Source organism: Halorientalis litorea (assembly GCF_023028225.1).
Lineage (GTDB): Archaea > Halobacteriota > Halobacteria > Halobacteriales > Haloarculaceae > Halorientalis > Halorientalis litorea.
Genome location: NZ_CP095482.1, coordinates 849,156 through 871,964 on the forward strand (window position 1 = coordinate 849,156; position 22,809 = coordinate 871,964).

29 protein-coding genes are annotated in these 22,809 nt (G+C 66.6%); 11 read left to right on the plus strand and 18 right to left on the minus strand.

The genetic code is table 11. The annotated features are described in order from the left end of the window. Positions 1 to 64: 64 nt before the first annotated feature. Together MUG95_RS04615 and MUG95_RS04620 are read left to right on the plus strand one after the other, a co-directional pair. Positions 65 to 478, plus strand: a complete 414-nt coding sequence (locus tag MUG95_RS04615; RefSeq protein WP_247009902.1) for an Lrp/AsnC family transcriptional regulator — start codon at positions 65 to 67, stop codon at positions 476 to 478. Positions 479 to 577: 99 nt separating this feature from the next. Then, positions 578 to 1,102 carry a helix-turn-helix domain-containing protein gene (locus tag MUG95_RS04620; protein ID WP_247009903.1) on the plus strand — a complete coding sequence of 175 codons (525 nt, stop codon included), beginning with the start codon at positions 578 to 580 and terminating at the stop codon, positions 1,100 to 1,102. A gap of 22 nt (positions 1,103 to 1,124) precedes the next feature. Here MUG95_RS04620 and MUG95_RS04625 read toward each other — a convergent pair whose 3' ends face one another. Continuing rightward, on the minus strand, positions 1,125 to 1,598 hold the full coding sequence (locus tag MUG95_RS04625; RefSeq protein WP_247009904.1) for a DUF6789 family protein: 474 nt from the start codon (positions 1,596 to 1,598) through the stop codon (positions 1,125 to 1,127). Between the two features lie 191 nt (positions 1,599 to 1,789). On the opposite strand from MUG95_RS04625, the gene MUG95_RS04630 reads away from it, so the two are divergent. Together MUG95_RS04630 and MUG95_RS04635 are read left to right on the plus strand one after the other, a co-directional pair. After that, a complete protein-coding gene (locus MUG95_RS04630) occupies positions 1,790 to 2,377 on the plus strand; it encodes an NUDIX hydrolase (RefSeq protein ID WP_247009905.1) in 588 nt (195 codons plus the stop codon). 49 nt (positions 2,378 to 2,426) lie between these two features. Then, positions 2,427 to 2,675, plus strand: a complete 249-nt coding sequence (locus tag MUG95_RS04635) for a hypothetical protein (protein WP_247009906.1) — start codon at positions 2,427 to 2,429, stop codon at positions 2,673 to 2,675. A gap of 27 nt (positions 2,676 to 2,702) precedes the next feature. Here MUG95_RS04635 and MUG95_RS04640 read toward each other — a convergent pair whose 3' ends face one another. From MUG95_RS04640 to MUG95_RS04650, 3 genes are all read right to left on the minus strand, one after another. Further along, positions 2,703 to 3,062 (minus strand): DUF7977 family protein, encoded by a 360-nt coding sequence (locus tag MUG95_RS04640; RefSeq protein WP_247009907.1) that lies wholly within the window; start codon positions 3,060 to 3,062, stop codon positions 2,703 to 2,705. Further along, positions 3,059 to 4,108 carry a zinc-binding dehydrogenase gene (locus tag MUG95_RS04645; protein ID WP_247009908.1) on the minus strand — a complete coding sequence of 350 codons (1,050 nt, stop codon included), beginning with the start codon at positions 4,106 to 4,108 and terminating at the stop codon, positions 3,059 to 3,061. The genes MUG95_RS04640 and MUG95_RS04645 overlap by 4 nt, the downstream gene beginning before the upstream one ends. Before the next feature lie 73 nt (positions 4,109 to 4,181). Beyond that, the gene (locus tag MUG95_RS04650; RefSeq protein WP_247009909.1) at positions 4,182 to 4,322 is read right to left on the minus strand and encodes a hypothetical protein; all 141 of its coding nucleotides are present in this window, start codon (positions 4,320 to 4,322) and stop codon (positions 4,182 to 4,184) included. Between the two features lie 100 nt (positions 4,323 to 4,422). Here MUG95_RS04650 and MUG95_RS04655 point away from each other — a divergent pair, with 100 nt between their 5' ends. Then, the gene (locus tag MUG95_RS04655) at positions 4,423 to 5,034 is read left to right on the plus strand and encodes a MogA/MoaB family molybdenum cofactor biosynthesis protein (protein ID WP_247009910.1); all 612 of its coding nucleotides are present in this window, start codon (positions 4,423 to 4,425) and stop codon (positions 5,032 to 5,034) included. A 21-nt stretch (positions 5,035 to 5,055) separates the two neighbouring features. Here the strand turns inward: MUG95_RS04655 and MUG95_RS04660 are convergent, their stop codons facing one another. Further along, positions 5,056 to 5,376 carry a cupin domain-containing protein gene (locus tag MUG95_RS04660; RefSeq protein ID WP_247009911.1) on the minus strand — a complete coding sequence of 107 codons (321 nt, stop codon included), beginning with the start codon at positions 5,374 to 5,376 and terminating at the stop codon, positions 5,056 to 5,058. A 107-nt stretch (positions 5,377 to 5,483) separates the two neighbouring features. Here MUG95_RS04660 and MUG95_RS04665 point away from each other — a divergent pair, with 107 nt between their 5' ends. Then, complete coding sequence (locus MUG95_RS04665; RefSeq protein ID WP_247009912.1) at positions 5,484 to 6,161, plus strand: MBL fold metallo-hydrolase; 678 nt, start codon at positions 5,484 to 5,486, stop codon at positions 6,159 to 6,161. Here the strand turns inward: MUG95_RS04665 and MUG95_RS04670 are convergent. The 4 genes from MUG95_RS04670 to pyrG are packed head-to-tail and all read right to left on the minus strand — an operon-like array spanning position 6,150 to position 9,662. After that, positions 6,150 to 6,485: a DUF7126 family protein gene (locus tag MUG95_RS04670; RefSeq protein WP_247010451.1), complete on the minus strand. Its 336-nt coding sequence runs from the start codon at positions 6,483 to 6,485 to the stop codon at positions 6,150 to 6,152. The two genes, MUG95_RS04665 and MUG95_RS04670, sit on opposite strands and share 12 nt — an antisense overlap. Positions 6,486 to 6,528: 43 nt before the next feature. Next, entirely contained in the window at positions 6,529 to 7,056 is a 528-nt protein-coding gene (locus tag MUG95_RS04675) for a PH domain-containing protein (protein WP_247009913.1), read from the minus strand. A gap of 39 nt (positions 7,057 to 7,095) precedes the next feature. Then, complete coding sequence (gene guaA, locus MUG95_RS04680) at positions 7,096 to 8,013, minus strand: glutamine-hydrolyzing GMP synthase (RefSeq protein WP_247009914.1); 918 nt, start codon at positions 8,011 to 8,013, stop codon at positions 7,096 to 7,098. Further along, entirely contained in the window at positions 8,013 to 9,662 is a 1,650-nt protein-coding gene (pyrG, locus tag MUG95_RS04685; RefSeq protein WP_247009915.1) for a glutamine hydrolyzing CTP synthase, read from the minus strand. Before pyrG ends, guaA begins: the two co-directional genes overlap by 1 nt. Before the next feature lie 166 nt (positions 9,663 to 9,828). Here pyrG and MUG95_RS04690 point away from each other — a divergent pair, with 166 nt between their 5' ends. Together MUG95_RS04690 and MUG95_RS04695 are read left to right on the plus strand one after the other, a co-directional pair. Continuing rightward, a complete protein-coding gene (locus MUG95_RS04690; protein WP_247009916.1) occupies positions 9,829 to 10,848 on the plus strand; it encodes a PKD domain-containing protein in 1,020 nt (339 codons plus the stop codon). Between the two features lie 517 nt (positions 10,849 to 11,365). Beyond that, positions 11,366 to 12,028 carry a hypothetical protein gene (locus MUG95_RS04695; RefSeq protein ID WP_247009917.1) on the plus strand — a complete coding sequence of 221 codons (663 nt, stop codon included), beginning with the start codon at positions 11,366 to 11,368 and terminating at the stop codon, positions 12,026 to 12,028. A gap of 57 nt (positions 12,029 to 12,085) precedes the next feature. On the opposite strand, the gene MUG95_RS04700 is transcribed toward MUG95_RS04695, so the two are convergent. Then, positions 12,086 to 13,333: a DNA double-strand break repair nuclease NurA gene (locus MUG95_RS04700; RefSeq protein ID WP_247009918.1), complete on the minus strand. Its 1,248-nt coding sequence runs from the start codon at positions 13,331 to 13,333 to the stop codon at positions 12,086 to 12,088. A gap of 78 nt (positions 13,334 to 13,411) precedes the next feature. Continuing rightward, positions 13,412 to 13,807, minus strand: a complete 396-nt coding sequence (locus tag MUG95_RS04705) for a DUF7522 family protein (protein ID WP_247010452.1) — start codon at positions 13,805 to 13,807, stop codon at positions 13,412 to 13,414. Between the two features lie 93 nt (positions 13,808 to 13,900). On the opposite strand from MUG95_RS04705, the gene gpmI reads away from it, so the two are divergent. Then, positions 13,901 to 15,418: a 2,3-bisphosphoglycerate-independent phosphoglycerate mutase gene (gene gpmI, locus MUG95_RS04710; protein ID WP_247009919.1), complete on the plus strand. Its 1,518-nt coding sequence runs from the start codon at positions 13,901 to 13,903 to the stop codon at positions 15,416 to 15,418. Positions 15,419 to 15,422: 4 nt separating this feature from the next. Here gpmI and MUG95_RS04715 read toward each other — a convergent pair whose 3' ends face one another. Further along, positions 15,423 to 15,824 (minus strand): hypothetical protein, encoded by a 402-nt coding sequence (locus MUG95_RS04715; RefSeq protein ID WP_247009920.1) that lies wholly within the window; start codon positions 15,822 to 15,824, stop codon positions 15,423 to 15,425. A gap of 32 nt (positions 15,825 to 15,856) precedes the next feature. Next, positions 15,857 to 16,051 carry a hypothetical protein gene (locus tag MUG95_RS04720; protein WP_247009921.1) on the minus strand — a complete coding sequence of 65 codons (195 nt, stop codon included), beginning with the start codon at positions 16,049 to 16,051 and terminating at the stop codon, positions 15,857 to 15,859. A 142-nt stretch (positions 16,052 to 16,193) separates the two neighbouring features. Between MUG95_RS04720 and MUG95_RS04725 the strand changes: the two genes are divergently transcribed. Then, positions 16,194 to 16,931, plus strand: a complete 738-nt coding sequence (locus MUG95_RS04725) for a GNAT family N-acetyltransferase (RefSeq protein ID WP_247009922.1) — start codon at positions 16,194 to 16,196, stop codon at positions 16,929 to 16,931. Here MUG95_RS04725 and nadC read toward each other — a convergent pair. From nadC to nadA, 3 genes are read right to left on the minus strand one after another with little or no spacing between them, the layout of a single operon-like run. Further along, the gene (gene nadC / locus MUG95_RS04730; protein ID WP_247009923.1) at positions 16,928 to 17,743 is read right to left on the minus strand and encodes a carboxylating nicotinate-nucleotide diphosphorylase; all 816 of its coding nucleotides are present in this window, start codon (positions 17,741 to 17,743) and stop codon (positions 16,928 to 16,930) included. The two genes, MUG95_RS04725 and nadC, sit on opposite strands and share 4 nt — an antisense overlap. Further along, on the minus strand, positions 17,743 to 19,293 hold the full coding sequence (locus MUG95_RS04735; protein ID WP_247009924.1) for an L-aspartate oxidase: 1,551 nt from the start codon (positions 19,291 to 19,293) through the stop codon (positions 17,743 to 17,745). The genes nadC and MUG95_RS04735 overlap by 1 nt, the downstream gene beginning before the upstream one ends. Before the next feature lies 1 nt (position 19,294). Then, positions 19,295 to 20,416 carry a quinolinate synthase NadA gene (gene nadA, locus MUG95_RS04740; RefSeq protein ID WP_247009925.1) on the minus strand — a complete coding sequence of 374 codons (1,122 nt, stop codon included), beginning with the start codon at positions 20,414 to 20,416 and terminating at the stop codon, positions 19,295 to 19,297. A gap of 206 nt (positions 20,417 to 20,622) precedes the next feature. Here nadA and hmgA point away from each other — a divergent pair, with 206 nt between their 5' ends. Then, positions 20,623 to 21,885, plus strand: a complete 1,263-nt coding sequence (gene hmgA / locus MUG95_RS04745; RefSeq protein ID WP_247009926.1) for a hydroxymethylglutaryl-CoA reductase (NADPH) — start codon at positions 20,623 to 20,625, stop codon at positions 21,883 to 21,885. A 2-nt stretch (positions 21,886 to 21,887) separates the two neighbouring features. Here hmgA and MUG95_RS04750 read toward each other — a convergent pair whose 3' ends face one another. Further along, entirely contained in the window at positions 21,888 to 22,247 is a 360-nt protein-coding gene (locus MUG95_RS04750; protein WP_247009927.1) for a hypothetical protein, read from the minus strand. Next, complete coding sequence (locus tag MUG95_RS04755; protein WP_247009928.1) at positions 22,244 to 22,768, minus strand: DUF5817 domain-containing protein; 525 nt, start codon at positions 22,766 to 22,768, stop codon at positions 22,244 to 22,246. Before MUG95_RS04755 ends, MUG95_RS04750 begins: the two co-directional genes overlap by 4 nt. Between the last annotated feature and the right edge of the window lie 41 nt (positions 22,769 to 22,809).

Below are 22,809 nucleotides of genomic sequence, written 5' to 3' on the forward strand. Positions count from 1 at the left end.
TTTCGAAGCTGAGTTACGAATTTCGCAATCCTCAAGTGAGCCGGGACAGAAGGTTCACACCTCGATGGACGACTTGGACCGGGAGATACTGAGCATCCTCCGGCGGGACGCACGGATTCCGTACACGGAAATCGCCGACCGGGTGGGCACTTCCGAGGGGACGGTCCGCAACCGCGTCGAGCGGATGGTCGAGGAGGGAGTCATCGAACGGTTCACCGTCTCCACGTCGACTGGAAACGTCAAATCGATGATAGAATTGGGCGTGGACGTGAACGTCGACACTGCCGCCGTCTGTGACCGCATCATCGAGTGGCAGGAAGTCGACTTCGTCTGGCAGGTGTCGGGCGAGGAGGACATCGTCCTCGTCGTGGACGCCGCCGACACCGAACGCGTCAACGAACTCATCACCCGCGCCCGGGAGTTGGACGAAGTCGTCAACACGAAGACGCGACTCATCTTGGACGAACGGCTCGGGTGACGACTGACAGTCGGTCGAGTGACCTGACCGCAATACGGTAGTGCGACAGCGACGGACAGCACCGCGGACGTATTGTAGGCGAGCGTCGAACCAGGACCCGTGAGCAACGCCGACGCACCCGTGAACGTACTCGAATGTGCGACCTGTGGGAACGTCGCAGTCGCCCGCGAGACGGTCACCTGCTGTGGCGAAGCGATGGGGGCGTCCAGCGACGCCGGGACGGACGCGGCCGGCCCGTCGCTGGCGGAACTGCTGGGCACCGTCTTCGGGATGTCCGAGACCGAGTTCGAGGTCTGTCTCTGCGTGATGGAAGCCGGCGCGGTGACGGTCTCGGAGTTGGCCGAACAGACGGACTACGACAGGAGCATCGTCACCCGCCATCTCAACCATCTCGCGGACCTCGGGGTGGTCGGGAAGAACCGTCGCCTCCTCGAACAAGGGGGTCACGTGTACGTCTACACGCCGCGGGGCGAGGAGACGGTCAGGGCGAGCCTCGGGCGGCAGTTCCAGACGTGGCTACGCGGGGCTGCCGCCCGGTTGGGAGACCTGGACCGCGAGAAAGTCGAGTCGCTAGCAGACACCGGTACCGGCGACCCGCAGTGGAAAATCTTTCACGAGCAGTGACACCGCGGCCGTCGCCGTCCGGTCACAGCGTGTCTTCGAGCGCGACGTAGACGCCACCCAGCACGACACCGTAGACGAGATGCCACAGCAGCGACGGCGGCGCGAAGTTGGGGAACGGCGGTGAGGCGGGGGAGCCGACCGCACCGAGCCAGACCGGCATCACGAGGGCGGCGAGACCAATCCACGTCAGGACGCCCCACCCGGCACCGAGCCCGACGGTTTTCGTCGGCGAGTCGACACCGAGTGTCCCGACGAGTGCCGCGAAGACCACGCCCAGCATCGCGCCGTGAGAGACGTGAACGAACAGCCCGGCCGCGGGGTTCGGCGGCGGTGCAAGCCCGTACAGCGACGGTATCGCGACCGCGACTGTGGGCGTGTTCATCCCCACGACGAGCGCGGCCATGCCCAGCGCGCCAACGATACCACCCACGACACCCGCCTGCCAAGACGCGCTCGGGTCGGCGATTCGACGGTCGGTTTCTGTCGTCGTAGACATCAACGTGTGGTACCGCCGGTGGGGAGAAAACGCCGCGCCGGTCGTGTCGTGCCGGGTCAAGTCGGCGGTAGGTTTATTTTCGGCAGTCTCCGTGGTAACTATTGCCACTCAACTGTATGCTGGTCGGTTGCGCGCCGCCCGGGGTGGCGAGAGTCGAAGAGTGTTTGAACCCGCTGGCCGATGTGCCCTCTATGAATGCAGACGACGGGTCGGGCACGCGGGAGACGCTTGCCGACCTCGACCACGAGAACGCCGGCGAGGACGTGATACGGGTCGACGCGGACGACACCGCACAGGGGACCGTCAACCGCCTGAAAGCACACACCGGCGACGGGATTCGCCACCGCGCGTTCACGTCGCTCCTGTTCGACCAAGAGGGGAACGTCCTGCTGGCACAGCGCAGCCCCGACAAACGTCTCTGGGACACGTTCTGGGACGGTACCGTCGCCTCCCATCCCGTCGAGGGGCAGAGTCAAGAGGCCGCCACCCGGGAGCGGCTCGAGGAGGAGTTGGGCATCACGCCCGACCAGTACGACGACCTGCGGGTGACCGACCGCTTCGAGTACAAACGCTACTACTACGACGAGGGCGTCGAGCACGAGGTCTGTGCCGTGCTGAAGGCTACCCTGCTGGACCGCACACTGGACCCGGACCCCGAGGAAGTTGCCGGGCTGATGTGGGTTCCCTACGAGCGACTGCACGAGAACCCACGCTGGTACCGCCAACTCCGCCTGTGTCCGTGGTTCGAGATAGCGATGCGCCGGGACTTCGAGGAGTAAGACTGCGGCCGGGGAAGACACTAAGCGGGTCGGCGTGTGACTCCGGACGATGGCTGACATGGGGCGACGGGAGCGGGTCCTGTGGGTTCTCGTGTTCGCACTCCCGCCGGGCGTCGGTATCACGGGCTACGTCTCCGTCATGTTCGAGCGGGGCGCGCTCACGCCGCGAGCAGTTGCTGCGGGGCTTCTCACGGCAGTCGTTCTCGGGAGTCTCGTCGGTGCGGCCCTGTTCGCCGCCCCGGGCACCGACGCCGAGAGAACGGCGACGGGCGACCCGCCCGACGCGGGGCGTGAGTGACCGTCACGGTGGGGAACGCGCCAGCAGTTATCGTCTGGCCCGCGACCTGACCGCCGCCCACACGGCGATGGCACCGAGGCCGAGCGCGGGCAACAGCGGCAGGACGAGGTACGTGTTCCGCAATCCGAGGCCGAGCCCCGACACGAACCCGCGGGCACTCGGGAGGAGGTAGAGGACGCCGGGTGCGACGAGGAAGGCGAAGACGATAGCTCCGACCAGCACCCAGCCTCGCCAGTCGAAGTCGCCGTCCGGTGGCGGGCCGTCCGGTCGCCGGTTCCGTGGCTGGGTCGGGCCGCCCTCGGTCACGCCGTCCGGGTCGTGGACGTACGTGTCGGTGGACGCGTCGGACGCCCCCGTCCCGGCCGCGTCGTCTTCGGGCGCGCTCACAGTTCGCTGTCGGGGACGACGACCACCTTGCCGAAGCCCTCACGGTTCGAGATTATCTCGTGAGCGCGGGCCGTCTCGCTCATCGGCAGCGTCTCACGGATGCGCGGTTCGAACTCACCCTTCCAGACGAGTTCGAGCACGTCGTCGACTTCGCCGGGCGTCCCCATCGTCGACCCGTGTATCTCGTACTGGTTCCAGAAGATGGCGTTCAGGTCCGTCTCGGGGTCCCGGCCCGTCGTCGCGCCGCAGGTGACGATACGGCCACCCTTCGCGAGGCTGTCGAGGGAGTCCTGCCAGGTGGCCTTGCCGATGTGGTCGACGACGACATCGACGCCGCGCTCGTCGGTGACGTCGGCGATGGCGTCGGCGAAGTTCTCCGCGTCGTAGTTGATTGTGTGGTCCGCACCGACTTCGGCGGCGTACTCCAGTTTCTCCTCGGTACTCGCGGTGGCGTACACCTCCGCACCCACGTAGTCGGCGATTTGGACTGCGGCGTGCCCGACGCCGCCGCTGGCTCCGAGGACGAGGATGGACTCGCCGGGTTGGAGGTCCGCTCGCGTCACGAGCATCCGCCACGCCGTCTGGAAGACCAGCGGGGACGCGGCCGCGATCTCCCAGTCGACGTGTTCGGGAACCGGGACGAGGTTCTCGGCTGGCACCACGGTCTGCTCGCTGTGGACGCCGCGGACGTGTTCGCCGATAATCTGGAAGTTCTCACAGAGTGTCGGCTCGCCGTCGCGGCAGAACTCACAGTGGCCACAGGACAGTCCCGCGGAGACGGCGACGTGGTCACCGGGTTCGAACCGTGCTACGTCCTCGCCGACTTCCGCGACGACGCCCGCCGCGTCGCTCCCGGGGATGTGTGGCATCTCCACGTCGAGACGACCGAGCGCGCCCAGTCCCATCCGGGTGAAGACATCGAGGTGGTTCAGGGCACCGGCCTTGACATCCACGAGTACCTCGTCGTCGTCGGGTTCGGGGTCCGGGAAATCGTCGTACTCGATTACGTCCGTGTCGCCGTGTTCCGAGAACTGAACTGCCTGCATACCCGTCGCTGGTTCGCTGTCTCCAAAACACTGACGGTACTTCGGGTTTCGAGGCCGATACCGTCGTGTGTAATCACTCGCCCACGTCGGCGTACTGTCCTTCGTGTTCGGTCTCTGCCGCGTGCTCGCTGAGGAGTGCCTTCGCCTCGTCCTGTGTACCAACTATCTCCTCGGCCGCACACTCGTGGCACACGAAGTGATACTTTTCCACCACGAAAGGTATCACAACCGTCCAACAGTAATAACTTTCGCCGCCGAATTTGTGAAACATACAACGTCGGGACTGTTTTCCGGCGGGGCAACCACGGACCGATATGGTCGATTTCCAGTCACGCGACACCGGACGCGGTACCGACGCCGAGGACGACGGGACGGACGCCGAGACGGACGGCACCGAGTCCGAGCACGGGGCACATGGCCACGAAGACCACGACCACCACGCACACGACAAGCGTGACCTCGGCGTGGCCGTCGTCACCGTCTCTTCGTCGCGGACCCGCGAGACGGACCCGTCGGGTGAACGAATCCAGTCCGCCGTCGAGGCGGCGGGGCACGAGGTCGTCTCTCGGGACGTGATACGCGACGACCACGACGGCGTGCAGAACGCAATCGACGCACTCGCCGGACGGTCGGACGTGGACTGTGTCGTCACGACAGGCGGGACCGGAGTCACGCCCGACGACGTGACCATCGAGGCCGTGACACCGCTTTTCGACAAGGAACTCCCGGGATTCGGCGAACTCTTCCGGCGGTTGTCCTACGACGACATCGGGACGAAAGTCGTCGGGACGCGCGCGACAGCGGGCATCGACGGCGACACGGCGGTGTTCTGTCTCCCCGGGAGCGAGGACGCCGCGCGGTTGGGGACCGAGGAGATAATCGTCGAGGAGGCCCCACATCTGGTGGGGTTGGCACAGCGGGAGTGACGGGCGTCCCGCGGCGGGCCACTACTGGCCGGGGAGGGGACAGAGGCTGGCCGTCAGCGTCGCCACCGCGTCGGTGTCGTTGCGCGCGCCGTGGGATTGGCCGCGGTCGTTGAACACGACGCCGGGCGCGGAGACGCGTTCGGTTTCGCCGTCCTGTCGGACCGTCACCGTCCCCGCGAGGACGTGGAACACGTTCGCGGCGTCGGCGTGTTCGTGCGGGTCGATGCGCGCCCCGGGACCGAGCGCGAACACTTTCACCAGTACGTCGTCGGTGACCGCGAGTTCTTCGTCGAGTACCTCGCCGTCGGCCGGGTCGAGGGCCGGCAGTCTGTCGAGTGCCATACCCCGGCATCGGTCGGGCCGAACTTAGCCGTTCGGCCGCGTGCGGTGGCCGGTCACTCGCCTGCCGCCACGCGTGGTTTTTACTCTGTCCGCATCCGAGGACCGGTATGGTCACGCGACTCGCCGAAGACGTGTGGTGGTACGACCTGACCGGGGTGAACGCGTACCTCGTCGACGACGGCGGGACGCTGACGCTCGTGGACACGGGCAACCCGTGGGACGGCCGCCGGGTCGTCCTCGGCGTCACCGACGCCGGGTACGCGGTCACCGACGTGGAGCGAGTCCTCCTCACCCACTACGACTTCGACCACGTGGGCGGCCTCGCGCAGGTTCACGGCCTCGACGCGACGGTGTACGTCGGTGCGGCCGACGCACCGCTGGTCCGCGGGACCGAGCGGCCGCCGCTCGGAAACCACAAGGGACTGTTGCAGGCTGTTTCCTCGCCGTTCGTCGGCGTTCCCGACTGCCCCGTCGAGACAGTCGCGGACGGCGACGAAATCGGGTCGTTCACCGTCTACCACACTCCCGGCCACACGCCGGGCCACGTCGCGTACATCAGCGAGGACCTGTCGACGGCGTTCCTCGGCGACATGGTGCGCGAAGCGAGCGGGGAGCTACACGCCTCGCCGTGGGTGATGAGCTACGACACGGCGCGGGTGACCGAGAGTGTCCGCGACTTCGCGGCGCGGACACCCGAGTTCGCGGTGGCGGCGATGGGACACGGCACGCCGTTCAGTCGGCGTGGGAGCGAGCGAATCGCGAACCTCGCGGCGTCACTCGCGTGAGAACTCGTCGGCGAGTTCCTCGGCGACGGCACTCGGAGAGAACAGCGAGGGGTCGAGCAGGAGGTCGGCCTGTCCCTTCGCAAACTCCGGCAGGGAGTCGTCGGCGTAGACGACCACCTTGAGGTCGGTGTTGAGGTCCTTCGCGACCGGAATCGAGGTGGCGAGGACCGTCTCCGTGAGGACGAGGACGGCCGCGTCGAGGATGCCCGCCTCCTCCAGTGCCGGGCGGTTGGCGGTCCCCGCGGCCCGCGTGACGGTGAGTCCGGCCTCCGACAGTGCGGTCCCGAGGTCGTGGTCGTCGGGACCGGCGATGACTGCGTTCATGCTAGCCATCTGTCGCCCCCGGGGTTTGGCTCTCACGGTCCCGTCACGTCTCTCGGCCACCGACAACTCCGTCGTCGTGACGCTCGTCCGACCGGTCCCCGGAGAGTGCCCGCTCGACCGCATCCCGGTCACGTACGCGGGGCAACCGAAGCCGGTGGCCATCGGCGTCGTAGATATCGACCGTCGCCGTCCCCGCGAGACGGTCGACGAGCGACGCCCGTATCCGGACGTTCGTCACCTCGTTCCGCGGAACCGTCACCGACGCCGCCCCGTGCGCGCGGGTTATCCAGCCCGGCGTAATCGTGACCGACGTCTGTACCTTCCGAGCGGCGTCCCGGACGACAGCCAGTCCGCACCCGGCGAGCCACACGGCGAGTGCGGTCTGGAGTGACAGAGAGGGGGACGGGACGTTGACGAACGCTCCCAGCCCCACCCACAGCGACAGGACGACTGCGAGGAGGAGACCGTACACGAGTCCGGCGACGGCGATGGCGAGCGGGTTCAGGACGGGGAGTGCCCGGACGCCGGGTCGAAGCGGTGTCGGACGGCCGGGCAGGTCGACTGACGGCATCGGTTCTCCCCACCCACGCCGGCGAAAAAAGTGGTTGGGTTACTCGTACTCGATGGTCGCGGGCGGCTTGTGGGTCACGTCGTACAGCACCCGCGAGACGTTCTCGTTCTCGCCGGTGATGCGGCTCTGGATACGCTGGAGCGTGTCCCAGTCGACGTCCTGTGCCCGGGCGGTCATCCCGTCACGGGACTCGACGGACCGGACGGCGACGACCCAGCCGTGGACGCGGTTGTCACCTTTGACCCCGGTGGCTTTCCCGATGACGGCGGCGAGGGCCTGCCACGGGTCGTGGTCTTCGAGTTCCTCCTCGACGACGTGGTTGGCTTCGCGCGCCACGTCGAGTTTCTCCTCGGTGACCTCACCGAGGATGCGGACCGCGAGGCCGGGACCGGGGAACGGCATCCGCTCGGCGATTATCTCTTCGAGGTCGAGTTCGCGGGCCACCTCCCGCACCTCGTCCTTGTAGAGGTCCCGCATCGGTTCGACGATGCCCTCGAAGTCGACCACTTCGGGCAGGCCGCCGACGTTGTGGTGGGATTTGATGGTCCCCTCGCTCTCGATGCGGTCCGGGTAGATGGTCCCTTGTACGAGGTAGTCGGCGTCCACGTTGCGGGCCACCGTCTCGAACTCGCGGATGAACTGCTCGCCGATGGCGTGGCGTTTCTCCTCCGGGTCGGTGACACCGTCGAGGGCGTCGAGGAAGCGGTCCTGTGCCTCCACGATGCGGAGCGAGTCCATGTAGTCGAACGTCTCGCGTATCTGGTCGGTCTCGCCCTTGCGCATCAGGCCGGTGTCGACGTACACCGGGGTCAGTTGGTCGCCGACCGCCTCGTAGGCCAAGGCGGCGGCCGTCGAGGAGTCGACACCGCCAGAGAGCGCGATGACGGCGTTTTCGTCGCCGATGGCGTCTGCGATTTCGGCCTTCGCCTCGGGGATGAACGACTCGACGTCGACCATCAGGCTTCGACCTCCTCTGAGCGGACGGCGTCTGCGTCCAGAATCCCCTCCAGTAGCCCCACGAAGGGCGGACTCGCCCGCCCGGGCCGGGAACGGAACTCGGGGTGGAACTGCGTCCCGAAGAAGTACGGGTGGTCGGGGAGTTCCAGAATCTCCATGCGGTTGTTCGTACGGCCGGAGAAGACCAGCCCCGCGTCTTCGAGGTCGTCGATGTACTCGGGGTTGACCTCGTAGCGGTGGCGGTGCCGTTCCGTACAGGACGTGTCGCCGTACACTTCGTGTGCGAGCGTCCCCGTCTCGATGTCAGTCTCGTGCGCGCCGAGGCGCATCGTCCCGCCCATGTCCTCGAGGTCGTACTGCTCGGGCAGGAGGTCGATGACCGGATGCGGAGTGTCGGGGGCGATTTCGGCCGAGTGTGCACCCTCCAGTCCGAGGACGTTCCGGGCGTACTCGACGACGGCCATCTGAAAGCCGAGACACAGCCCGAGGTACGGGAGGTCGTTCTCGCGCGCGTACCGGCACGCGGCTATCTTCCCCTGAATTCCCCGCGACCCGAAGCCGCCGGGGACGACCACGCCGTCGATGTCGTCGAGTTGGCCGTCGTGCCCGTCCGCGAGGTCCTCCGAGTGGACCCACGTGGTGTTCACCTCGACGCCCGTTTCGAGACCGGCGTGTTTCAGCGACTCGTGAATCGAGATGTAGGCGTCCTCCAACCCGTACTTTCCGACGAGGGCAATATCTACTTCGCCGGTCGTGTCGCGGGTCACGAGGTCGCGCCACCCGTTGTCCCGTTCCGGCTCTGGCAGGGCCTCGCTGGCCAAGTCGAGTCGTTCCATCACGTACTCGTCGAGTCCCTCCTCTTCGACCATCAGCGGGACGTGATAGATGTCTTCGACGTCCGGGTTCGAGAAGACGGCGTCGGTCGACACGTCGCAGAACAGGGCGATTTTCTCCTTCGTCTCGGCGTCGAGTCTGTCCTCACAGCGGCCGACGAGGATGTCCGGTTGGAGGCCGATGGACCGGAGTTCCTTGACCGAGTGTTGGGTCGGCTTGGTTTTCTGCTCGCCGTTTTTCGAGTACGGGACGAGAGTGACGTGGGTAAAGAGAATGTCCTCGTCGTCTTCCTCGTGGGCGAACTGCCGGAGAGCTTCGAGGAACGGCATCCCCTCGATGTCCCCAACGGTGCCGCCGACTTCGACGATGCATACGTCGTGCCCCTCGGCGGCCTCGCGGACGCGCCGCTTGATGTCGTCGGTGATGTGTGGGATTATCTGGACCGTCTTCCCGAGGTAGTCGCCAGCCCGTTCCTTCTCGATGACGTGCTGGTAGACTTTCCCCGTCGTGACGTTGTGGTCGAAGGTCATGTCGATGTCGAGGAACCGCTCGTAGTTCCCCAAATCGAGGTCGACCTCCCCGCCGTCTTTCAACACGTACACCTCGCCGTGTTGATACGGGTTCATCGTGCCAGCGTCGACGTTGAGATAGGGATCTATCTTGACGGCCGTCACGTCGAACCCGGCGTTGGCGAGCAAGCGCCCTGTACTCGCGGCTGTGATGCCCTTGCCCAGACCGGACATCACACCCCCGGTTACGAAAATGAACTTTCGACCCATCGTCGGGTCGTAGTTCGTCTCTGGTTCCGTCGGCATACTGAGTGTGCGCAACCACGGCTGAAAACCATTTCGGAGCGGGCCACTCTTGAGAGAAACTGACACTCGAATCGGCGCGCCCAACCGCGGGCACGACGGGGACGTGACAGCGAGAAAGTGAAAACGTAGCTTTAAATCAAAGAACGTGACAAGCCCCGGACGCACGATGCACAAGGCCGTGTTGTCCGCCGCCGTCGCGGTAATGCTCCTCGCGGGCGTCGTTGGCGGAGCAACAGCTAACGAGTCGCCGCTGGCGGACGCCGGACTCGACCAGTCCGCAGAGACTGGAGAGACGGTCAGACTCGACGCCAGCGGGTCCCGCGACCCGGACGGGAGCATCAGCTCCTACCGGTGGGAAATCGAACGGCCCGACGGGGCGACGACGACACCCGACTGTGCCGGTTGTGCCGCGACGACGTTCACGCCGACTCGCGGGGGACAGTACAACCTCACCGTGACCGTCACCGACGACGACGGCGCGACGCAGTCGGACACCCTGTACGTGACCGTCAACAACACGACGACGGCGACGAGCGAAGGGCCGTCGGTGTCACTCGGCGGCCCCGACACGCCGCGGATCGGTCGCCCGGCGAGTTACACTGCTACCGTCAGTGCCGGCGATGTGCCACCCGACGAGATAGCGTGGTACGTCGACGGCCGACGGGTCGGCAGTCGGAGCCTCGACGACGGCGGGCAGACGACGCGCCAGCACACGTTCAGCCGACCGACCACGCAAGTTGTGCGCGTGAACGTCACCGACACCGCCGGCCGAACGGCGACGGCGACGCTCAGTGTGAGCCCCCGACAGTTCGGAACCGACGAGGGCGACGACGGCGGCGGTGGCGGTAATCCCGGCGACTACTACGACCCGCAAGCATCCGGCGGGCAAGGAGCGTGGATTGACACGACACGCGACGCAGAGGGGAACATGGTCGCCGAGAGCCAGGACGGCCGCACCGAGGCAGATGCCATCAACTACATCCAGAACAACGGCGTCGCGTCGAACACGTACAGTAATCCCGGCGACAGTCCGACTACGAGTGATGTCAACGGAGCAGTCGGGGAGAACGACCTGCCCACTACCGCCGACGGGTACAACGACGACAGTAATTACGATAGAGGCGGCAGAGATGGTGGTGGCGGTGAGGAGACTTACTCGGCTGGCGGTGTCGAGTTTTCATTGTAATCTCCGCCACAAAAGAATTACTTCAATACAAATTATAAACATGAAACACAGCACAATCGCAATCATTCTCGCAGCAATATTGTTGCTCGCCGGCTGCAACACAGTTACCCCCAATCAGACCGATAACAGAACGTCGGTAATACATAAACCCGAAGCCACGGACGCAGGAGGAACAAGTAGACCGACCAGTACGCCAACCGTAACTACAACCTCTACTGCTCCGCCCACACCCCAGAGGGATATAGACCGAATCGCACAACCACTAGATGAGTATCAAAACTACCCATATCAAGAATCAAATTACACTGCAAGGTTCGGGGTCCTGCTGAACAATCCAGTTGACATGGACCAGCTTACGCGGTACAGTTACCCACCGAACCCAGACTTGCAGGACGGCAAAATCCACAACATCACGCAATTCAATCGGACATATATTAGTGAGGATACGACACGGCTCAACGTGAGCGTTGATGTTGAACGCACCGAATACACCAACAGTGTACTCAGCCGAGTTTTCATGCGGTACGCATTCGTACTAAACCAATCCATCCAAGAAGACAACGAGTGGGACGCTGATGAGATTCATCTTGAGGTCACAGTAGATGATGAACCGTTTGCCGCGAACCGAATAGACGCGGCGGACGCGCTGTCGTGGCTTCGGTACCGCGACGGCCCTGATACCAATATCAGCACGAAACTCGAACAGCATCTGCTACATAGTTCGGTGTACGACCCGAGCGTATCTGTAACCTCAGAGGGTGTAACGCGCGATTTCAGTGGAACTAGGACGGCAGCCGTGGACGCACCCCAGTACCGCCAAGCCATCAACGACGAAACCGGCGACGAAGCGAGTGTACAACGCGCCGAACGCCACGGCCGCGTCCTGTACGTGGACTACATCTCACAGGCGGACCCGACCGACCGCGAGCGGCGGATAGCCGAGTTCACGGCCGCCGCGTTCGGGTACGGTCGCGCAGTCGAGAACGGCGCGCCGGACACGGCGTACGTGCTGATCACGGAGAAAATCCGGCACGAGAACGGTACGCTCGACACGATGGGGTACGTGCGCGTCAGCGCGGAGCGGGCACGGAATGTCTACACCGGCGAGACTGCTATCCAAGAGTTCACCGACGACGTGACCGACTGGTACTACGACGAAAACGACGACCTCAGCACCTGAAGCCGGCGATTTGGTGTCCCGGTGAGGGCATCCAACGCCGGGCGCACGGGCCGCCACTCACTCCACGCCGTCCCAGCGCACGTCGTTATACTCGCGCTGGCGGTCGGTGTCGAAGGTGTTCTCCAGTTGCCGCTGGAGGGCGCGTTTCTCTTGTCGGCTGATGCGGGCCAGTTCGTCGGCTTTCTGGACGGCCAGCGGTGGGCCGGTCTGTGCGGCCACGTCGGTCAGGATTTGCATGGTCAGGTCCTCCCGGAGGTCGGGGTCTTTCGTGAACGCGTAGGGGGCTTCCACGCGGTAGACCAGTTCCTCGCGGGGGTCGTAGACGACGAAGAAGGTGACTTCGTAGGCCTCGGGTTCGAGAGCGCGGGTGAGCGAGAGGTCGTAGTCGCTGGTCGGTGAGAGGACGCGGTCGGCACCACAGCGCGAGCGGAACCAGTTGGTGAAGGTGAGTGCGTCGGTGCGGGTGTCGCCCTCGTCGTCCGTGCGGCGCAGGACCTGCTCGAAGAAGGCCGCGTCGTTGACCCACGGGGCACTCTGCTTGCGGCGGACGGTGCGCGTGATGGCCTTGGCGGCTGTGTTTTTCACGAACCCGACGAGCGGAACGTCGCGGGCGACGAACGTCTCCACGAGGTCGACGTAGTTCTGCACCACGTCGCGGGGTCGCTCGTCGTCGACGAGGAGGTCCGCGAGCGTCGGGTCCTGGTCGGTCCACTTCAGCAGACCCGTGGGGTAGATGGGGCCGTCGAGAATCAAGAGGTCGTCGACCACCTCGGCCTGCAGGGCGGCGTGGTGGCTCTCGGCGAGGTAGAGCGCGAGGGCGTGAACGACGGTCTGTTCGTAGCGGTCGACGCGGGGGGCTTGCATGATGCGGCCCTTCGAGTAGCCGTCGTCGAACAGCGTCCAGTCGTCCTCGCCGACGGCGACGGTGCCGTCGTTGGAGTGGACGGTACTTACCACCGAGCGGGCACGGTGGAGTTCGAGGTCGGACGGAACCGCGGCCATCGCGGCCTGGGCCACGTCGATGACGAGGCCGTTCTTGAACGTGGTCGGGTTGATAGTCCCCGAGTCGAGGCCGTGCTGGGTCGGGAATCGCGACTCCATCAGCGCGGCGTCCTCGGTGTCGACGAGGCGGCGGCGTTGCTGGCCGAGTGGTTCGAGGACGGCGGTGCCGTCCCGGCGGAGGGGGGCGAGGAACTCGGACCAGACAGTGTCGGCGAACGCCCGGTGGTCGCTCGCGTCGACACCGCTCTGAATCCGCCCGGCGAGTCGGGCGATGCCGTCGAAATGCACCGGGTCGAGGGTCATGGCAGTCCCTGCGGCCGGTGGCGGCAAAAATCCAAGGGGGAGCGTATTCCGGATGGGGCGGTCGGTGTCGCCCGTCGGTCAGTCGTCGCGGCCGGTCTTCTCGTGGAGGACTTCCTTGATGGCCTTCGCGTAGGTGTTGAAGTCGCGGATGGTCGCGCCGTCGGTGGTCATGAACACGCCGTCGCGGTCACTGGTGACACGGAGGAGAAAGCCGTTCTCGAAGACGCGAATCGTGTAGCGGTACTCGCCGAGTTCGGTGCCACGGTAGGCGTTCGTCGTGTTCTTGAACCCCCGCCACTCGTGGCCGATGAAGCTGTCGAGGTCGGCGTCGCGTTCGAGGTCATCGCGGAGGTACAACTGCTCGAAGTCCGAGCGCGTGAAGTACGTCAGGGAACGGAGGCTGTCGCCCGCGGCCGTCCGCGCGGTGGCGATTAGCTTGTCCGCGAACGCCTCGTCCACGATGGTCGTCTCCATGCTCTCCCTGTCGTCCCCCACGTTACATAACCTCGGTGGTTCCTCCGGCACCGTTCCGACGGCTCTTTATCACCCGACACGCTCGCCTCAGACATGCACGTGGGGCTGGTCATCCTCGACGGTTGGGGTCTGAACCCCGACGAATCGGCCCGCGATGCGGTCCGGGGCGCGGAGACGCCGACGTTCGACCGCATCCGCGAGCAGGGTGCGTTCGGGACGCTCGAAACACACGGCCGTCGTGTCGGCCTTCCCGACGGACAGATGGGCAACAGCGAAGTCGGCCACCTCAACATCGGCGCGGGCCGCGTCGTCAAACAGGAGGCGACCCGTATCACCGACGACATCCGTGAGGGGACACTCGGCGAGAACGACGCCATCGCCTCGGCGTTCGACCACGCCGCCGACACCGGTGGCCGCGTCCACCTCCTCGGGTTGGTCAGCGACGGCGGCGTCCACGCCTACCAGTCCCACCTCCACGCACTCGTGGACGTGGCCGCGGAACGCGGCGTCGAGGCGGTCACCCACGCCTTCACCGACGGCCGGGACACCTCGCCGACGGGGGGCGAGGAGTACCTCGGAGCACTACAGGCACACGCCGAGGACCGGGGCACGGGTCACGTCGCCACCGTCTCGGGGCGATACTACGCGATGGACCGCGACCAGAACTGGGAGCGGACCAAGCGGGCCTACGACGCCATCGTGAACCGCGAGGGGGCGTACACTGCGGCGTCGGCCGTCGACGCCGTCGTGCAGTCCTACGACCGGGGCGACACCGACGAGTTCGTCGAGCCGACACTCGTGGAAGGTGGGCCGGCACTCGAAGACGGCGATGCAGTCCTATTTTTCAACTTCCGCTCTGACCGCGCCCGGCAGTTGACCCGGATGCTGGCGGACATCGACCCCGAGTGGGAGTTCGAGACTGACCCACCGGCGACGCGGTTCGTGACGATGACCGAGTACGACGCGACGTTCGACCTCCCGGTGGCGTACGGCCCGCCGAACCCCGAGGACGTGCTGGGCGAGGTGCTGGCCGACACCGACCACACGCAGTTACGTATCGCGGAGACGGAGAAGTACGCCCACGTCACGTACTTCCTCAACGGCGGCCGCGAAGTCGAGTTCCCGGGCGAGCGGCGCGAAATCGTCGCCAGCCCCGACGTGCCGACCTACGACCAACGACCGGAGATGAGCGCGCCGGCAGTGACCGACACCGCGCGGAACGTACTCGAGGCCGACGACCCGGACGTGTTGGTCCTCAACTACGCGAACCCGGACATGGTGGGACACACGGGCGATTTCGAGGCGGCCGTCGCGGCGGTCGAAGCGGTCGACACACAACTCGACCGACTCCTCACCGCAATCCACGACGCCGGCGGTCACGCGCTCGTCACCGCTGACCACGGCAACGCCGACGACATGGGGACCGCCAGGGAGCCACACACCGCCCACACCCTCAACCCTGTCCCGTTCGTCTATCTCGACCCGGCGGGAGGGGACGGTGGCCGAGCGGTCAGAGCGGGCGGGACGCTCGCGGACGTGGCACCGACGATGCTGGAGCTACTGGACATCGACCGGCCGGCCGCGATGACCGGCGAGTCGCTGCTGGAGTGAGCGGTCACTCGGGGCCGGCCGGCATGGTCAGCCGTGCGACGACGTACGCCACGAGTGCCGTCGCGAGCGCGAACACGGCCGACGGTATCGGTTGCTCGAACACGAACATACCCGTGAGAACGAACAGACTGCCGGCGGAGAGGGCCGCGCCGACTGCCCCGGCCTGTTGCTGTCGGGCGTCGACGGCGTGACCGTCGGCCTCGGCGGCGGCCCGCCGCATGACGTACGGGAGGAGGAAGTACATCCCCCCGCCCGCGGTGATGCCGACGAGTGCGGTCACGGTGAGTGTCGCAAAAAGGACCTGCGCGGTGACGGCCATGCCGACGAACGAGACGGCAGCACCGCCGAGACCGACGTGTCCGAGGGTCACCGCACCGTCTTCGAACGGAGTGGCGTCGTCTGGCACAGCCGACCCATCAGCGGGACGGGATGTAACCGTTATGCCGGCCGCCCGCTCTCGGTTGCCGTGGGCGAAGTGCCGACGAGGAGCGTTCCGGCGGCGAGTGTCACGACAGCGAGCGGGAGTGCGACCGACGGGAGCACGGCGGCGAGGCCGAGGAACTCCATGCCGACGACGAGCGTGCCGACGAGGAGCAAGACCCCACCGACGAGAACTTGGTTTGATACGTTCATCTGAATCGCCTCGCGTAGTAGTAGACCCGAGAGTGTCTTCAAACGGTGTTCGCGTTCCCAGCAATCGAGAATCGGCCGCCTCACCGACATGTGTGAGACGGTGACAAAGTGTTTATTCGAGCAGAACGTATCGGCACAGTCGATGAGTTCCTACGAGTCGCTCGACATCGGAACCGATGTACGCCGGGACATCTACCAGTACATCGACCATCACGGAGAAGTTCGGCCGTCGGCAGTCGCCGAGGAAGTCGGTGCCGACCCGGAGGAGTTCCGTCACCACGTCTCTGTTCTCAAGCGCGACGACTACATCGAGGAACTCGACGATGGACGACTGCGGGTCAAGATGAAATGCGGGGAGGCAGAAGAACACGAAACCGGCGGACTGGAGTACGTGATTCGCCCAGCGGGACAGCAGGACGTGTCGAGCATCCTCGGCGTCGTCCGGGAGATAGCCGAAGAACAGGTCTACCTGGTCGCCGAGAGCGTCGCGGAACAACTCGAGTACGAGCGCGTGGCACGCCGGCGGAGCGCGAGCGAGACGCACGTGTTCTTCGTCGCCACCGTCGAAGACGACGTGGTCGGCTGGTGTCAAGTCGAGATTCCGCGGATGGCAAAACTCTCACACACCGCCGAGCTGACGCTGGGCGTCCTCGTGGAGTACCGTCGCTACAGCATCGGCGCACACCTCCTCCAGCGCGGAATGGAGTGGGCCGCCAGTCAGGACTGCCGGCGGGTCTACTGCTCGCTCCCGGAGACGAACCACCTCGCCGTCTCGTTCCTGCAGGAGAACGGGTGGCGTATCGAAGCCGTCAGAAGCGGCCACTTCGACATCGACGGCGAAGCAGTCGACGAAGTGATGGTCGCCGCCGACCTCGATTAATCGGTCCGAAAGGAGTAATCGAGCGTCGGCGCGGAGTGTGTCAGCGACCCCATCGAAATCACGTCTACGCCCGTCGTCGCGTAGTCGGGCACGTCGGCGACGGTGATGCCGCCGGACGCCTCCGCCAGCGCGTCGGCGTCGGCCGCCCGCAACTGCTCGACGGCATCTGCCGTCTCTGTCGGCGTCATGTTGTCCAACAGGACGATGTCCGCGCCGGCCGTCGCGGCCCGCGGTGCGTCGGCCGGTATCTCGACTTCGACTTCGATTTTCGTCGTGAACGACACCCGGTCGCGGAACTGCTCGACCGCCGATTCGAGGCCCATCTCCGCGACGTGGTTGTCCTTGACCATCACCATGTGCGAGAGGTCGAGGCGGTGGGTGTCGCCCCCGCCGGCGGCGACGGCGCGCTTCTCGACGCCACGGAGACCGGGCGTCGTCTTGCGCGTCCCGGCGACACGTACCCCGTCGGCGACGGCCTCGGCCGCGTCGACCGCTCGGCGCGTCTTCGTGGCGATGCCCGAGGCGTGCCCGGCGACGTTCACGGCCACGCGTTCGCCGCGCAGCACGTCCCGCGCCGGCCCGTCGACGGCGAGGACGGTCTCACCTGCCTCGACGCGGTCCCCGGTTTCGACCCGCCGCTCGGCGTCGAGGTCGAAGTACGCGAAGACGGCTTTGGCCGCGTCCAGACCGGCGGCGACGCCGGCCTCTTTGGCGACGAGGTGGCCAGTCGTCTCGCCGGGGACGTGGTTCGTCACGTCGTGGTGGCCGATGTCTTCCCGGAGCCACGCTTCGACCTGCGAGTCGGTGAGCATCAGTCGTCGGCCCGTGCGGGTGAACCCTCGTCGGTCGCGAGGTGGTGACACCCGACCGACTGCTCGTTCTCGGCGGCCTGCCGGGCGACCAGCAGTGCCGTCACCGCGGCCGACCGGAGTTCGTACAGCGACCGGGCGGTCCGGGTGCGCGTGTAGGCGTCGACCTCACCCTTGAGGCGGCGCAGGACCGCCATCGCGCGTCCCAAATCGTCCGTGTCGCGTTCGAGGCCGACGTACTCGTCCATCACGCGCCGGAGGCGGCGGAACTTCTCGCGGGCGAAGTTCGCCGGGAGGTCCGGGTCCCGCTCCAGCAGTTCCGGGGCCTCGATGACCGCGACGTCGTTGCCTGCGGCCGCCCGGCCGGCGCGGAGACCCCAGACCAGTCCCTCCAGCAGCGACGTGGAAGCGAGGCGGTTCGCGCCGTGGACGCCCGTCCGCGCACACTCTCCGACCGCGTAGAGACGGTCCAGCGTCGTCCGGCCGCGGTCGTCCACCGTCACGCCGCCACAGAGGTAGTGTTCCGCGGGCGCGACGGGGATTCCCTCCGCCCAATCGACGCCGTGGTCCTCGCATCGCTGTGCGAGTCCGGGGAACTCCGCGGCGAAATCGAGCGGAGATACGTCCAACCGCACGTCACCGGTCGCCTCGCGCTCCGTCGCGACGGCGCGGGCCACCACGTCCCGGGGCGCGAGTTCGGCGTCCGCGTGGTAGTCGGGCATGAACCGCTCGCCGTCGCCGTTACGGAGGAGCGCGCCCTCGCCACGGACGGCCTCGCTGACGAGGAACGAGCCGTCGTCCGCCGCTACGGCTTCGCCGTTCCGGTTCGAGGCGTTCCCCGCCTCGCTCCCGGCGTAGACCGTCGGGTGAAACTGCACGTACTCCATGTCGGTCACGTCCGCGCCAGCGAGGGCAGCCATGGCGATGCCGTCGCCGGTCGACCCCGCGGGATTGGTCGAGCGCGGATAGAGGTCGCCGATGCCGCCGGTGGCGAGTACCGTCGCACCCGCGTAGTGCGGTTCGAAGTCGCCGTCAGCCTCCAACACCGCCCCGTGGACGCGCCCCTCGTGGCGAATCAGTTCCAGCGCGGCCGTGTCGTCCAGAACCTCCACATCGTCGTGGGCGTCGAGGTGGTTCAGGAACGGCACGTGGATGGCTCGGCCCGTCGCGGCGTCGACGTGCAGGATTCGGTCCGCCGAGTGGGCGGCCTCGCGGCCGAAGTCGAACTCCTCGCCCGCCTCGTCGAACTCCACGTCCAGCGTCTCCAACAGCACGTCCTCGACGGCGTCGTTCGCGTTCTCGACCAGCACGTCCACGGCCTCCGGGTCGGCAGTGCCGTCGGAGGCGGTGAGGATGTCCTGCTTGAACTGTGCAGGGTCGTCGCGGGCGACGGCGATGCCGCCCTGTGCCCACCACGAAGAGGCCCCTTCGGGCCGGGTCGCCTTCGTGGCGATTGTCACGTCCGCACCGGCGCGGGCGGCGGCCAGTCCCGCGGCCAGTCCGGCGATTCCGGACCCGACGACGAGTACGTCGGTTTCGGTGTAGTCACTCATGTTATATTTCCAGCATCCGGTCCAAGGCGACCTGTGCGAGTTCCTTCTCCTCGGGCGCGACTTCGATGACGTTGCGCTCGCGGCCCTCGAGCAGTTCCTCGAGCACCCACGTCAGGTAGTTGGGGTCGATTTGGCGCATGGCGTTGCAGTCCATACAGGCGTCGCCGCAGAGGGGGAGGACCTCCACCTCGGGATGCCAGCGGTCGAGGTGCTTGGCGAGGTGAATCTCCGTCCCGATGGCCCACGCCTCGCCGGGGTCGGCGTCCGCGACGGTCTGGCAGATGGTCGAGGTGGACCCGACCACGTCGGCGGCCTCGACGACTTCGCGGCGACACTCGGGGTGGACGACGACGTTGGCGTCGGGTCGCTCCGCGCGCAGGTCCTCGATGTGGCTCTCGCGGAACCGTTCGTGGACCTGACAGTAGCCGTCCCAGAGGATGATGTCGTTCGCGGCGGCCTCCTCGGGGTCTTTGCCTTCGGGGTCCCACGGGTCCCATTCGACGATTTCGTCGGCCATATCCAGCCTGTGGGCCGTGTTCTCTCCGAGGTGCTTGTCGGGGAGGAACAGAACCTTGTCGCCCTTCTCGAAGGCGTACTCGAACGCCTTGTGAGCGTTCGAGGAGGTACAGACGAGGCCCCCCTGCTCGGCACAGAACGCCTTGAGGTCGGCGTAGCTGTTCATGTAGGTGATGGGGATGATATCGTCGTCCGTCGCGGCGGTAATCTCGGCCCACGCGGCGTCGACTTGGAGGGCTTCGGCCATCCCCGCCATCGGACAGGACGCCTCCATGCTCGGCAGGATGACCGACTGGTCGTCGTCGGTGATGATGTCGGCCGATTCGGCCATGAACGTCACGCCGCCGAATATCACGTAGTCGGCGTCGGCGGCGGCCGCCTCCTTCGAGAGTTGGTAGGAGTCGCCCACGAAGTCGGCGTGCTGGACGATTTCTCGTCGCTGGTAGTTGTGCCCGAGGATGACGACGTCGTCACCCAGTTCGTCTAGCGCGGCCTCGATGCGGTCGGTCCGCTCGTCCTCGTCGAGGTCCCGGTAGGCCGGGGGTAGCTGTTCCAGATTGTCGTACTTGAAGAGACTGAGGTCCGTCTCGAACCGCGCTGTTTCCATTTCTGGCACTCTAACGCACCTGTGGTTGTTCATCGAACGAACTACAGTATTGAAAAGATTTTGCCTTCAATACGCGGTACTGGTGGAACTAAGGGCATATATTGCCGGAGTTCGCCGTCGAGAGCCGACGGAGCCAGGAGCGGCGGCGGTGGCCCGGAACGGTCGGGAAAGAAACTGTTAGGGGCCGCCACCGTGAGGGGGAAGACATGACAGACCCGTCCGACCTCGCGGCACGCGTCCGGGACGGCGACCTCCGTCTCCACGAACTGGAAGCCCACGCCGACCACGAGACGGCCGCCGCCGCCCGGCGCGAACTGCTCGAAGCCGAAACGGACGCCGACCTCTCGACAGTGGGCGACTACGCCTTCGACGCGGAGACGGCCGACCCCAACATCGAGAACATGGTCGGCGGGGCACAGGTCCCGATGGGCGTCGTCGGCCCCGTTCCGGTCAACACCAGCGAATCACGCCCGGCCGGCGACCGGACCGCCGAACAGTCCGGGCACGACGGGGCCGCCGACGGCGAGTACTATCTCCCGCTGGCCACCTCGGAGGGCGCGCTGGTCGCCAGCGTCAACCGGGGCTGTTCGGCCATCCGGGCGAGCGGCGGTGCGACGGCACGGGTCCTCAAGTCGGCGATGACCCGCGCCCCGGTGTTCAGCGTCCCGGGCGTCGCCGAGGCGGGTGACGTGGCCGCGTGGGTCCGAGAGAACACCGACACCCTCGCCGAGGCGGCGGAGGCGACGACCAGCCACGGGGAGTTACGCGACGTGACGCCGTACGTCGTCGGCGACAGCGTCTTCCTGCGGTTCGCTTACGACACGAAGGACGCGATGGGCATGAACATGGCCACCATCGCCACCGAAGCGGCCTGTGAGGTAGTCGAGGCAGAGACGCCCGCGTCGCTGGTCGCGCTCTCGGGCAACCTCTGTACCGACAAGAAACCCGCCGCCATCAACGCTATCGAGGGGCGGGGCCGGACGGTGGCTGCCGACGTGCTCGTCCCGCACGAACAGGTCGAGGACCGTCTGAAGACCACCGCGGCGGCCATCGCTGAGGCCAACACCCGGAAGAACCTCGTCGGGAGTCTGAAGGCGGGCAGTCTCGGCGCGAACGCACAGGCCGCCAACGTCGTCGCCGCCGCGTTCCTCGCGCTGGGACAGGACATCGCACAGGTCGTCGAAGGGTCGAACGCCATCACCACCGTCGAGGAGCGCGAGGAGGGCCTCTACGCCAGCGTGACGCTCGCCTCGCTGGAAGTCGGCACCGTCGGCGGCGGGACGAAGTTGCCCACGCAAGCCGAAGCACTGGACGTGGTGGGCGTCCGCGGCGGCGGCGACCCGCCGGGAGCCAACGCCGACGCGCTCGCGGAAATCATCGCCGTCGGCGCGCTGGCCGGTGAGCTCTCCCTACTGGGCGCGCTCGCGTCCAGCAACCTCGCCTCCGCCCACGAGGAACTGGGGCGTTGAGGTCAGCGCAGGTCCCGCGCTTGGGTCACCAGGAACACCGACCCGCCGAGCAACACGGCGAACCCCAACAGGAGGGCGGTACCGCTCCCGACGGCCGACCCGAGCGCGACGACCCCCCACCCGCCGGCACCGATGCCGTGTGCGATGCCCACGAGTCGTTTCCCACGGCGGAGGAAGACGACGGCACCGAGGCCGAACCCGACGGTCAGGGCGACGACGGAGGCGGCCATCGGCCGGATGCTCGCACGCCCGAGTTGGAACGGGTCGACCACGGGTTCGGCGAGAAAGAGGACGCCGCCGCAGGCGACGAACAGACCAACGACGAGCATCGGCCAGTCGACGGTGTCGTCGTCGAACATCATAGCCGGCGGTAGGTGCCCCCCGTCTCGGTCACCTCGCCACGGCGGACCAGTCGGGTCAGGGCCTCCCGAACGTACGAGGCCGGGACGCCCCGCTCCGTCGCGTAGTCGACGAGTTCGTCCTCGGTCGGTGAGTCGAGCGTGTCGAGTGCCGACAGCACCGTCTCCTTCCGGTTCGCCCCGCCACTCGGGCCACTCGCGGCGCGGTCGGCGGCCGCGGCGACGGCGTCCGTGTCGATGCCGGCGGCGTCGAGATACGTCTCGTCGTCGACACCCACGTCGTCGAGGTACGCATCCATCTCCGCGAACGAGTCCAGTTCCGCGAAGGCGTCCTCGTGGCCCTGCTGTTTCGCCAGCATCGCGGCACGGACCTCCCGGGCGTGGTCGGGGTCGTCGGTCGTGACGAATTGCTTTCGCTTCTCGTACTGTCGGGTCGCCCCACAGCGGGGGCACTCGCTCCGTTCCGGGCGACCCTCGACCACCCAGAGTGCCTGACAGTCGCTACAACCGACCACGGCGTACATGCCTCGCTGTCGGGGCCGTTCGGGCAAGAACCCTGCGACCC